The organism is Williamsia sp. Y853 (genome assembly GCF_056786495.1).
On the sequence record NZ_JBXCJC010000001.1, the window covers coordinates 285216 to 296278 of the forward strand.

The 11063-nt window shown below is 64.0% G+C and carries 12 protein-coding genes; 7 read left to right on the forward strand and 5 right to left on the reverse strand.

The features are described 5' to 3' along the window. Nucleotides 1-31 precede the first annotated feature (31 nt). The 3 genes from AC1TPF_RS01455 to AC1TPF_RS01465 are packed head-to-tail and all read left to right on the forward strand — an operon-like array spanning nucleotide 32 to nucleotide 3306. Nucleotides 32-658, forward strand: coding sequence for a response regulator transcription factor (locus tag AC1TPF_RS01455; RefSeq protein WP_482136946.1), 627 nt, complete (start codon nucleotides 32-34; stop codon nucleotides 656-658). A gap of 3 nt (nucleotides 659-661) precedes the next feature. Beyond that, complete coding sequence (locus AC1TPF_RS01460) at nucleotides 662-1270, forward strand: Pvc16 family protein (RefSeq protein WP_482142336.1); 609 nt, start codon at nucleotides 662-664, stop codon at nucleotides 1268-1270. Next, on the forward strand, nucleotides 1267-3306 hold the full coding sequence (locus AC1TPF_RS01465) for an ATP-binding protein (protein WP_482142337.1): 2040 nt from the start codon (nucleotides 1267-1269) through the stop codon (nucleotides 3304-3306). Before AC1TPF_RS01460 ends, AC1TPF_RS01465 begins: the two co-directional genes overlap by 4 nt. A gap of 5 nt (nucleotides 3307-3311) precedes the next feature. Here AC1TPF_RS01465 and AC1TPF_RS01470 read toward each other — a convergent pair whose 3' ends face one another. The 4 genes from AC1TPF_RS01470 to AC1TPF_RS01485 form a co-directional block, all read right to left on the reverse strand. Next, a complete protein-coding gene (locus AC1TPF_RS01470; RefSeq protein WP_482142338.1) occupies nucleotides 3312-5207 on the reverse strand; it encodes a hypothetical protein in 1896 nt (631 codons plus the stop codon). Nucleotides 5208-5432: 225 nt separating this feature from the next. Then, a complete protein-coding gene (locus AC1TPF_RS01475) occupies nucleotides 5433-5825 on the reverse strand; it encodes an SRPBCC family protein (RefSeq protein WP_482142340.1) in 393 nt (130 codons plus the stop codon). Nucleotides 5826-5861: 36 nt separating this feature from the next. Beyond that, complete coding sequence (locus tag AC1TPF_RS01480; RefSeq protein ID WP_482136941.1) at nucleotides 5862-6386, reverse strand: DinB family protein; 525 nt, start codon at nucleotides 6384-6386, stop codon at nucleotides 5862-5864. A gap of 131 nt (nucleotides 6387-6517) precedes the next feature. Beyond that, nucleotides 6518-6673 (reverse strand): hypothetical protein, encoded by a 156-nt coding sequence (locus tag AC1TPF_RS01485; protein WP_482136940.1) that lies wholly within the window; start codon nucleotides 6671-6673, stop codon nucleotides 6518-6520. Nucleotides 6674-6830: 157 nt separating this feature from the next. Between AC1TPF_RS01485 and AC1TPF_RS01490 the strand changes: the two genes are divergently transcribed. After that, a complete protein-coding gene (locus AC1TPF_RS01490) occupies nucleotides 6831-7802 on the forward strand; it encodes a cation diffusion facilitator family transporter (RefSeq protein ID WP_482142342.1) in 972 nt (323 codons plus the stop codon). Between the two features lie 5 nt (nucleotides 7803-7807). Here AC1TPF_RS01490 and AC1TPF_RS01495 read toward each other — a convergent pair whose 3' ends face one another. Continuing rightward, nucleotides 7808-8425 carry an eCIS core domain-containing protein gene (locus AC1TPF_RS01495; protein WP_482136938.1) on the reverse strand — a complete coding sequence of 206 codons (618 nt, stop codon included), beginning with the start codon at nucleotides 8423-8425 and terminating at the stop codon, nucleotides 7808-7810. Nucleotides 8426-8613: 188 nt separating this feature from the next. Between AC1TPF_RS01495 and AC1TPF_RS01500 the strand changes: the two genes are divergently transcribed. Genes AC1TPF_RS01500 through AC1TPF_RS01510 form a run of 3 tightly spaced genes read left to right on the forward strand, consistent with a single transcriptional unit; the run spans nucleotide 8614 to nucleotide 11057 of the window. After that, nucleotides 8614-10146, forward strand: coding sequence for a phage tail sheath family protein (locus AC1TPF_RS01500; RefSeq protein WP_482136937.1), 1533 nt, complete (start codon nucleotides 8614-8616; stop codon nucleotides 10144-10146). 34 nt (nucleotides 10147-10180) lie between these two features. Further along, the gene (locus tag AC1TPF_RS01505; protein ID WP_482136936.1) at nucleotides 10181-10633 is read left to right on the forward strand and encodes a phage tail protein; all 453 of its coding nucleotides are present in this window, start codon (nucleotides 10181-10183) and stop codon (nucleotides 10631-10633) included. Next, the gene (locus AC1TPF_RS01510; protein WP_482136935.1) at nucleotides 10626-11057 is read left to right on the forward strand and encodes a hypothetical protein; all 432 of its coding nucleotides are present in this window, start codon (nucleotides 10626-10628) and stop codon (nucleotides 11055-11057) included. Before AC1TPF_RS01505 ends, AC1TPF_RS01510 begins: the two co-directional genes overlap by 8 nt. Nucleotides 11058-11063 lie beyond the last annotated feature (6 nt).

The window sequence follows — 11063 nt, forward strand, 5'->3', positions numbered from 1 at the left end:
AACATCGCAATCGTCAGCCAGGAGTCGACACATGCAACATCGCATCCTCACCTACGTGTACTCGAACGACACCATCCTGCAGGCCGGGGTCGCCAGCCAACTCCACATGCGCCCAGAGATCCGACTGGTCGACGAATCCGACGTGGATTCCGCCGAAGTCGCGATTGTTGTCGCGGACTGCTTCGACGACGCCGTCAAACGCAACCTGCGCGCGCTGCAACGAGGCGGAATTCCGCGAACGATGTTGGTACTCGGCGTCCTCGACGACACCACCGTCGTAGCCGCCGCCGAATCCGGGGTCAGCGGCCTGGTACGGCGCGCCGACGCGAACGCGGACGCACTGATCGCCCAGATCCGCCGGGTTGCTGCCGGCGGCGGAGTCGTACCGGCGGATCTACTCGGCAGCCTGCTCGATCAGGTCGGACGGTTGCAACGCCAGGTGTTGGCCCCGCGCGGCCTCCGGTTCTCCGGCCTGTCCGAACGTGAGGTGGAGGTTCTCAAGCTGGTCGCCGAAGGACTCGACACCACCGCAATCGCACGTCAACTATGTTTCTCCGAGCGGACCGTGAAGAACGTATTGCACGATGTGACAACACGATTGCAACTGCGGAATCGCTCACATGCGGTCGCGTATGCGATGCGTGAGGGGTTGATCTGAACGGTGATTGCCGATGTCGACCAGGCGCTGCGCGCCATCATCGAAGAGGACGCACTGCACGGTGCCGGCGTGGAGGTCACCTTCGACGCCCCAACCAAAGAATGGGCGGGCAAACGCACCGGGCCCACCGTCGACGTTTTCCTCTACGACATTCGCGAGGATCTGCGGCGGCGGGAGAGCGGTATGGTCAACGAGTATTCGGGCAATCACGTCACCGCCCGCCATCTGCCGCCCCGGTACTTCAAACTGTCCTACCTGGTGGCGGCATGGACACAACGCGCCGAAGACGAGCACGGACTGTTGGCCCGGTTACTGACGTGTTTCCTTCAATACCAATCGATTCCGACTCATCATGTGGAAGGCACCCTCGCCGCGACCGGGCTTCCCGTCCCGATGTCGGTGGCGCTGCCGCCTCCCGAGGACCGGTCGTTCGCCGACGTGTGGAGCGCGCTCGGTGGAGAACTGAAACCGTCACTCGATGTGGTCATCACCGCCCCGCTGGCGGTACCTCGCCCATTCCCTGTCGGACCGCCGGTGCTCCACCCCACCATTGTGGTCGCCGAGGGCCTCGGCGGCGCACCGTCCCGTGAGACCCATCGCCGGTCGCCGTGAGCACCGATAGCGCACGCTACCTGCTGTCCCGGGCACAGCTGGTGGAGAACAGGATTCGGGAGGTCGTTCACCACCGGCGCAGCAACGATCCGGCGCCGGACGATCCGTTTCGTGGCCTGTATCTCGGTGACGACGCGGTCAATCGACTACTGAGCCCCCACCCGGATCCCGGCACTGCCGACGACGAGACCAGAGGCGCTGCCGAAGCGGCTGCGGTGGCCGCCGAGAAGTCCGGCGCGGTGATCCGGCTACGTGAATTGTCCACGACCGCAGGACTGTCCGAACTCGACACCGAGCTGCTTGTCATCTGCCTACTTCCCGACCTCGATTCACGATTCGAGCGTTTGTACGGCTATCTCAACGATGACGTATCCCGGCGACGGGCGACGGTTGATCTGGCCCTCACCCTGGCCGGGGTCGCGGCGATATCGGTGACGGCCCGGATGCGCCTGACCCCCGGGGCGCCGCTGATCGACCACGGCCTGATCGACGTCGAAGAGACCGGCAGGCCGTTCCTCACCCGCGCGCTGCGGGTACCCGATCGCGTCACCGCGCATCTTCTGGGCGACAACACTTTCGAGCCGGTCATGAATCGCGTTGCCTGCGACTTCGGCCACTTCTCGACCCCGATGACCGACACCATTGCCGCGGCCATCGCCGGCGGGTGCCCCCTCATCTACATCCGCGACCAGACCGGGGGCGCCGGTGCCGCGGTGGCCGCAACCGCTGTGGTTTCGGCCGGCCGCAGGGATCTCGGGATCGATGCGGAACGGTTCGGGTCCGAGGACCTCACCGAAGTGCTCGTCGCGGTCCGACGGGAGGCCCTTCTCCGTGGCGCGGTGGTGGTCTTCGCACCGGCCGATGCGGTGGGCGACAACATCGCGACGGTCCTCGGACAACTCTCACGCTTCACCATCCCCGTCATCATCGTGGGACGGGCACCATGGAATCCGTTGTGGTGCGAGGAGGTTCCACTCATCCTGGACGCACCCCGACTGACCGAGTCGGATCGATTGTCGCTGTGGACAACTGCCCTCGGGGACACGTCCGCCCCGGTTCGCGCCGAGGAGGTGGGCGGCCATTTCGCGTTGACGCCGGTCCAGGTACGTCGCGCGGTGGCATCGGCACAGGTCGCAGCAGGCGCCGCAGGCCACGTTGTCTCCGCGGCGCATCTGCAGGCCGGGGCCCGCGCGCAGAACGCCGCCGGGCTCGAACGCCTGGCCCGCCGGATCACCCCGGCCGTCGGATGGCCGGATCTGATCGTGCCTGCACCGGTGGAGGGCTCGTTGCACGACCTCGCCGCCCGGGCGCGGCACCGCGACCGCGTCCTGACCGAATGGGGCATGCGCCGAGGCGGTGCCCGCGGTCGCGGGGTGATCGGATTGTTCGCGGGCGAATCCGGAACCGGGAAGACCTTGGCCGCCGAGGTGATCGCCGCCGACCTCGGACTCGAGATGTACACGGTCGGGTTGTCGAGCGTGGTGTCGAAGTGGATCGGCGAGACGGAGAAGAACCTCGACAAGATCTTCGACGAGGCCGAATCGGTCAACGCCGTGCTGGTTTTCGACGAGGCCGATGCATTGTTCGGCAAGCGCAGTGAGGTTCGGGACGCGCAGGACCGGTACGCCAACATCGAGACCGCATACCTGTTGCAGCGGATGGAGTCATTTGACGGTCTCGCAGTGCTGACGACCAACCTGCGGTCAAACCTCGACGATGCATTCACCCGCAGGCTCGACGCCCTGATCGATTTCCCGCAACCGGACCGCGACGCCCGTCTCGATCTGTGGCAGCGGTGTCTGCGGCCGCCGGTACCGGTATGCCCCGATATCGACCTGGACCATTGCGCGCGGGCATTCACATTGGCCGGCGGCAATATTCGATCAGCGTCGGTGACGGCGGGCTATCGGGCCGCCGCGGAGGAACGTTCGATCACCACTGCCGACGTCGTGGCGGCGATCGCTCATGAATATCGTAAGCTCGGGCGTTTGATCGGTGAACGTGAGTTCGGTGGGTACCTGGCCGACAGGCCTTGACCCGTTCAGCGATTGCGGATGCAGAGTCCGCCGAGCCCGCCCAGGATCGCTCCGGCAACCACGAGGGTGGCTCCGTACATCGGTCCACCGGTGCCGTACTGCACCGTGAGGTAGACCAGGTAGCCGATCACCGTGGTGGCCAACAGGATCGCCGAGGTCCGGGTCAGCTTGCCGGTCTTCCCGGTGATGCCCCACATCATCAGACCGGCGAGCAGGAGGACGGCAAGGCGGGCCGCAGGTTGTGTCTGTTCGACGAAGTCCGCCTCGGCGCTCGGGTTCAGGAGCCGGTCGAAGTAGTAGTCGGGCAGGTTGATGGTCCAGGGGCTGAGCGCACCGATGATTGCGGTGAGACCACCGAGTATCGTAAGAACTACCCGTGCCACCGGCATCCAGTCCGAGGTGTGTTGCACGAGTGTGCCTTCGGCAGTGATCCGGTCCCTGCCGTCCGAGGCCTCCACGGTCAACGATCTCTCGATCTGCTCTCCCGGGTCCGGTTGGCTCGCGTTCACCGACAACCACGCCCACATCGATTGTCCGGCCGGAACTTCGAAACGTGCCGGACTGAAGGTGAATCGCACCGCGGCCTCGGGATCGGATCCCGCGAGTCCGACATTCAGCGGCTGAGTCGATCTGGCGTTGTCCACGATGACCTTGAACCGTGCCGATCCGCTGTTCCGGCGCTGGACTCTGGCCGGGTGCAGCCGCAACGACGCAGTGGTGATCGAGGAAGACGAGGTGATCAGCATCAGTGTGCCGCTCACCTCCAGTTCCTCATTCTCGTCAGCGGCCATGACGGTGAACGGCTTTGAGACCTCTTCGCCCTCGGGCGGCGGTGTCGATTGCACGCTCAGACGGACGACCGCGATCTCCCCGGAAGGCACGTACAACGATGTGGTGGCGAAGTTGAATCGAACCTTGTTCTCCGGGTCCCGACCGCCGAGGGTGAGTTGCCGGTCGGCGCTGCCGCGCCGGTTGTCGATGACCACGTCGAGGTCGGCGGCCGGGTAGTCGGTGACCCGTAGGACGCTGGGTTCCAGGCGCAGCTCCGCGGGTACGTCTTCGGGGGCTGCCGACCGCTGTTGGTTCACCGTGATCTGGGCATCGGTCGAGTCCTCGCCGCTGGTGGCGGTGACCGTGAGCTGGCGCGAGGTCTGGGTTCCGTAGTCGAGTACCGGGGTCTCGAAACGCATGTCAGCACTGGATGTTCCCCCGGCGGGGACCTCGACCGTGGGAGGGGTAAACGAAAACCGCACCACGCCTTCGGCATCGGTACCACCGAGCATCACCGTCTGCGGGTAGTTGCTGGCAGTGTTGTCGAGATCGATGCGGGCGGTCCCGGCCGTCTCGTCGACGAGCCGGACCAGCGTGGGGTGTGCGCTGAGCACCACCGCCCGACCGGCCCGCGGGATCACGAGTTCGATCTCGGCATCGGTGAACTTCTCCGGATCGGTCAGAGACCGCACGCGCAGCGGCACGCTGATCGTCTGCGCCACCACAACACTCCCTTCGGCGAGGGCGAACGTCACCGGGATCATCGAATCCGTGTGGGGCATCAGCCGGATCTCACCATGCTCGACCATCAACCACTCTGGTGCCGTGAGCAACTCGACGCGATAGCCGTCGACGATGGGAGAAGGGTTGTACATCCGAAGCTCGACCGTCACCCCGGTGTCAGGTTCCAGAGTTGCTGTGGTCGTACCCGTTTCGACAGTCGGGACAACTACTCGGCCGGCGTCCGGCGAGGTCCGCGGCGCCGTCGTGGTCCCGGCGGGCGGTGCTCCAGACGATGGCGCGACCGCTGCCCGCGCCGACGTCCAACCCAGGTAGGTATCACATTCCACACAGAACTGGGTGCCGGGCGCGTTGCCGGATCCACATTCTGGGCAGGCCAGGGTGCTCATGGCCCACCGCCGGCGTTGACTCGGTATTCCGTTTCTGCGCATCGCATGCGACAAGCGTGCCTGGCATCGACGAGTGGTCCCATCACGAAAGAGCCAAGACACGTTGCCCTTACGGGCAGGGTTCTCGGCACTGATGGCAGGAGTTCGAGCTCTTGTGTGGCACCGAGGGGTTGAACCCTTACGTCGAAAACTTCAGCGACGCACCCCATATCGCACGTGCGCAGCTCATCTGGTCGCGAGAAGTTCGCCCAACCGAGCGAGATCTTCTTCCACCAACCGGCAGTCACGATCGAACTCGTCGTCGCTCAGGTCGATTTGGCGGATGGTGAACACGACCTCGGACCCTTCGGGATGGGCCAGCACTCGAATGGGATTGTTGACCGTCGTTCCGGAAGGCAGGATCACGTCATGGTCCAAGACGCCGTACTCATTGTGGGGAACGAAACGGACGACCACTTTGCCCATCGGGGAGTCCGCGAACAGCGTGTCACCGTCACGGGTCACTTCGGACTTCGCAAGACCTGCAGCCCATCTGGGCAGGTTGTCCGGATTGGCCGCAAACTCGTAGACATCGGCGGGCTGGGCCGGGATCACCCGGCTGAGGTGACGACTACGCACTGCACATCTCCTTCATTTCGGCGCGGCCTGGTTTGCCTATTCCAGACTGCGATCGGTGGTGGGGCGCTGCGCACGGACCTGCTCTGCGAGGATATCGGCGTGACCGGCGTGCCGTGCGACCTCGGCGATCATGTTCAGGTAGATGAATCGCAGGCTCACCGTCCCGGCAATGCGGTGCTGGGCGGTGTCGTCCAGGCCGTGGCCGGCCGCGAGTTGTCTCGACCGGTCGCAGGCCCTGATGTATTCGGCGATCACGTCCGCAAGGGTTTCGTCGTCAGCGACACCGAAGCTGGCCTCTCCGCCGGTGGTGGCGAAGCCGTCGCAATCGTCGGCGCTCATGCCCGCGAGTGTTCGTTGGAACCAAATGCGTTCGGCCGCCGCACAATGCTTGATCAACGAGATCGGTGTGGTCAGTGAAGGGACCAACTTCGCACGCGCTTCACTGTCGGTGAGGTCGCCGACAGCTGCCACGATCCCCGCTCGATTGAGATCGAGGGTGTTCTCCAGCAGCTCTCGCTCACTGCCGGTGAACGGTCGGCCGGGGTCCAAGGCGCTTGTCATTTTCTCCTCCCCCGCATGTCTGATCCCCTCGGATCAGGAAAGCGGAACGACGTAAGAGTCCACGCGGGCTATGAGGCTGACCGCGAAACCCTTCGAATATTCGGCAACCAGATCTCGCTGGTCGGTCTGGGTCATGAGAACTCGCCCCCGACACGTGGGTCGATGGTCGTCTCGAGCACGTCGAGTCTGTCGTCCCATACGCGGCGCTGGTCGTCGATCCATGTGCTCATCGCGGCCAGACGGGCGGTGCTCAAGGTGCAGGGTTGCACTGCCGTTGAGGAACCCACGTCGCCACGCTAACACCAACAACTATTTGCACAAGGACTTTTTTGTCAATAGATGGTCGCCCGGCCCGCTCGGCATGTCCCGTTGCGCAAGGGTCGAAAATTTGGAGATCGTTCCCCAACCCGTCGACGGCGAATACCCTCGGAAGGGGAGGTTCACATGGCGAAGCCCACTGAACGGACCGACTCTTCCGGAGCGGGCCAGAGCGAGAGCTTTCTGACGGTGCTCATCGCCTTCATCTCGAACCTGCTGGTCGCCATCGCGAAGACCGGTGCAGCAGTGATCACCGGATCAGCTTCCATGGTGGCCGAGGCGGCGCACTCCTGGGCCGACACCGGCAACGAGATCCTGCTCCTGATCGCAGAACGCCGCTCACACCGAGGCCGGGATGTCCTGCATCCACGGGGATACGGCAACGAGGCGTACATCTGGTCGATGTTCGCGGCGTTCGGGCTCTTCACCGTCGGTTCGGCGGTCTCCATTCAGCACGGCATCTCCGAGCTGGTGTCACCGGAGCCGGCACGCGAATACGGGGTGGCATACGTCGTTCTCGCCCTCTCCGCCGTGCTCGAAGGCATCTCGTTCCTGCGGTCGTACCAACAGGCCAAGAAAGGGGCGGAGAAACAGCGAATCAGGTTGCTGGATCAGGTCATCCGGACCTCAGACCCGACATTGCGTGCCGTGTTCGCGGAAGATTCGGCCGCTTTGATCGGCCTGGCGATCGCATTTCTCGGCGTGTTCCTGAATCAGGTCACCGGTTCGCCAACCTACGACGCCCTGGGCTCTGTCCTGGTTGGGATCCTGCTGGGTGTGGTCGCCGTGGTCCTCATCAACCAGAATCGTCGGTTCCTACTCGGTCAGACCGTCGACAACGCAACCCGCCAGCGCGTGCTCCGCAGGCTCCTCGCCCACCCCGACGTCGATCGGGTCACCTACCTGCACATCGAATATGCCGGGCCCGCTTCACTATTCCTGGTGGCCGCGATCGACATCACCGGTAATAACGAAGAATCCTCGGTTGCCATCGCCCTACGGCGAATCGAGGGCGAACTAGAGAACGACCCGCGTGTCGTCGAAGCCGTGTTGACGCTCGCGACACCCGACGAGCCCGATCTGATTCCTGATTCCTGACGGTCTCAATCGCTGTCGAGGTCCTCGCTCTCGTCCCCGGCGCGCTGCACTGGCCGCGCATTCGCCCCTGCCACCTGTTCAGCCGTCGCGACTGCTTCCCGCTCGAAGCGATCTGAAGGGTCGGAGACGCTGACACCGTCGGCTGTCGGAGTCCCGTCGACAGGGCCATTACGTTGCTGCACCACATGAGTCAGCTCATGGGCCAGCATCACCCGCCCATTGGTCGAACTCGGGTCGTAGAGGTCTCGCTGGAACACAACGTCGGATCCGACGGTGTACGCGTGGGCATTGACCGCTGTCGCTGATCGATGTGCGGCCCCGTCGTCGTGGATGCGAACATCCCCGAAATCATGACCGAGCCGTGATTCCATGTCGACCCGTACTTCAGGCTCCAAGGGCCGGCCGCCTCCCGTGCCGACGACACCGTCGATCGGCGACCTACCCTCGAGCATCTCGGTGACGGCGGCATTGCCCGCGGTACGCTGCAGGTCTCGTAATCCGGTGCTGCCCAGTACTTCCTCACGGCTGATGCCACCTGTCCGAGCCGGATCGACTCGCCGCTCCGGTCGCCCGGCACTGGCCGGGCCAACACCCGACACGTGTTCACTGTGGTGATCGGCCATCACTGCTCCAGTCGTCGAAGTCGCCTTCTATCACCAGATTACGACCGGACCGGGCAGCGTCCGACGTCGTCGGACAACTCTGCCCTTTTGTGCACTCGGTCCTGCCTTCATGGGAGTCCGAAGGCCACTTATGCCATCCACCCAGCGCGGCAATGATCAGGACATCAACTGCCCAGCAAGGAGTCGCAATGCCTTCCTACCTCTCCCCCGGTGTGTACGTCGAGGAAGTCGATTCGGGATCACGCCCCATCGAAGGGGTGGGGACCGCGGTCGCCGCGTTCGTCGGTCTCGCCGAATCCGGCCCCTTCGACACACCAACCCTGGTGAGCAACTGGACACAGTTCACCAACACGTTCGGCGGATATCTCGGCAATGCCGCACTGGCACAGTCGGTATTCGCCTATTTCCAGAATGGCGGCGGCAACTGTTACATCGTCCGCATCGGAAGATCACTGTCTGACGGCGACGGATCCAGCAACAGAGCACTGGAATCGCCTGTACCGCAGGCCGAGATCGGAAATCTGAAGGTGACGGCAATCGATGCCGGCACGGTGGATGGAAGCCTGCGCGTCGACATCGTCGAAGCCGACGGCGAATCGCCTCCGGAGGGGAGTATGAAGCTGCTCATCCGGCGCGGTAACGAGGTTGTCGAAGAACACAATGGGATCACCACCGGTCGCGGGCAGACCAGCGTGAAGACCGTGGTCAACGCGGCGTCGAAACTCGTCAAGATCGACACCGTCTCCGGGAAATCAGCTGACGAGCTATCCCCCGGCCAGACCGCAACACTCGTCGTGCCGCCACCCACCGCAATCGTCCCGTCGACGCTGTCAACCGACGACTACGTCGGCGATGTGGCCGCCCGCAGCGGCTTCTCCGGACTCGAGGCCATCGACGAGGTGACGATGGTGTGTATCCCAGACCTGATGACGGCCCATCAGCAGGGAGCCATCGACGTCGACACCGTGAAAGCCGTGCAGCTGGCGATGATCTCGCATTGCGAGTTGATGGGCGACCGGATGGCGATACTGGACACCCCGCCGGACCTCACCGCGCAACAGGTCAAACAATGGCGTGTGGACACCACGGGCTACGACTCGAAATATGCCGCCCTGTACTGGCCCTGGGTCAGCCCCGGCAAGGGGAGGTTCCTCCCGCCGTCCGGCTTCGTTGCCGGGATCTGGGGTCGCAACGACGACACCCGCGGCGTCCACAAGGCGCCTGCAAATGAAGTTGTCCGGGGTGCGGTGACCCTGCAGACCCAGATCACCAAAGGTGAGCATGATCTGCTCAACCCGGTGGGGATCAACTGTATTCGGGCCTTCCCCGGACGCGGGATCCGCATCTGGGGTGCCCGAACGATGTCGTCGGACCCGGCCTGGCGATACCTGAACATCCGCAGGCTCTTCAACTACCTCGAAGAGTCCATCCTGGATGGCACCAACTGGGTGGTCTTCGAACCCAATGATCCTGCGCTGTGGGCAAAACTCCGGCGCACGATCAGCGCGTTCCTCGTCAACGAGTGGCGGCGCGGCGCCCTGTTCGGCGGGACGCCGGACGAGGCCTTCTTCGTCAAGTGCGATTCGGAGACCAATCCCGCCGAGGGCATCGACGCCGGCGAGGTGGTCTGTCAGATCGGTGTCGCGCCCGTCAAGCCCGCCGAATTCGTGATCTTCCGGTTGTCCCAGTACTCCGGCGGCACCAGTCTTGTTGCCGAATAGTCCAATTCACCACTGCTGAAAGAGAAGTGACACCATGGCCCTACCCGAATTCGACAGCTCCGTCGGCCACTCCTTCGGGCTCGAATTCGATGGCATCCAGATCAAGAGCATCACCGAGGTCACCGGCCTCAAGATGGAACAGGATGTGATCGAGTACAAGTCGAACACCGCCGCCGACGGCAAGTACACCGTCAAGAAGCTCCCCGGCCGGTGGAAGGCCGGAGAAGTCACGCTCACCCGGCCCCTCACCGAGGACAACAGCTTTGACAAGTGGGTCAAAGACTCGCAACTGGGCAAGATGAGCGACGTCCGCAAAGGCGGGGCGATCGTGGTCTACGACTACGAGGGCACCGCGGTCAAGCGTTACAAGGTCACCAATGCCTGGCCCAAGAGCCTGGAGATCAACTCCCTCAAAGCGGGCGACACCAGTGTGCTGACCGAAAAGCTCGTACTCACCTACGAGCGCGTGGAGGTGGACGGTGCGTAGAACCAATGCTGTCGCGGTGATCGACCGCTCCGGCGAAAACTCCTCCGATGGCGACGAATTACGCACCGAGTTCGCATTTGTGCTGCCGAGGGGTTTTGTCGATTCGGCGGGGACCATCCACCGCGAGGGCACGATGCGACTGGCAACCGCCCGCGACGAGCTGGTCTCCCAGCGCGATGACCGCGTCCGCGAGAACCCCGCCTACCTCACGGTGATCCTGATCAGTCGGGTGGTGACCCGACTCGGTGGCATCGACGACGTCCACGCCGGCGTGGTGGAGAACATGTTTGCCACAGACCTGGCATTTCTGCAGGACATGTACCGGCGGGTGAACCAGGAGGGGCACACCCGCGCAGGCGTGGTCTGTCCGAACTGCAAGACCGAGTTCGCCGTCGACCTGTCCGGTGGGCGCCTGGGGGAATAGCGACGT

What these genes read in the sequence shown, in the direction of transcription:
- AC1TPF_RS01505 (WP_482136936.1), top strand. Translation starts at nt 10,181, where the DNA reads ATGGCCCTACCCGAATTCGACAGCTCCGTCGGCCACTCCTTCGGGCTC.
- AC1TPF_RS01490 (WP_482142342.1), top strand. Translation starts at nt 6,831, where the DNA reads ATGGCGAAGCCCACTGAACGGACCGACTCTTCCGGAGCGGGCCAGAGC.
- AC1TPF_RS01470 (WP_482142338.1), bottom strand. Translation starts at nt 5,207, where the DNA reads ATGAGCACCCTGGCCTGCCCAGAATGTGGATCCGGCAACGCGCCCGGC.
- AC1TPF_RS01480 (WP_482136941.1), bottom strand. Translation starts at nt 6,386, where the DNA reads ATGACAAGCGCCTTGGACCCCGGCCGACCGTTCACCGGCAGTGAGCGA.
- AC1TPF_RS01500 (WP_482136937.1), top strand. Translation starts at nt 8,614, where the DNA reads ATGCCTTCCTACCTCTCCCCCGGTGTGTACGTCGAGGAAGTCGATTCG.
- AC1TPF_RS01495 (WP_482136938.1), bottom strand. Translation starts at nt 8,425, where the DNA reads ATGGCCGATCACCACAGTGAACACGTGTCGGGTGTTGGCCCGGCCAGT.
- AC1TPF_RS01455 (WP_482136946.1), top strand. Translation starts at nt 32, where the DNA reads ATGCAACATCGCATCCTCACCTACGTGTACTCGAACGACACCATCCTG.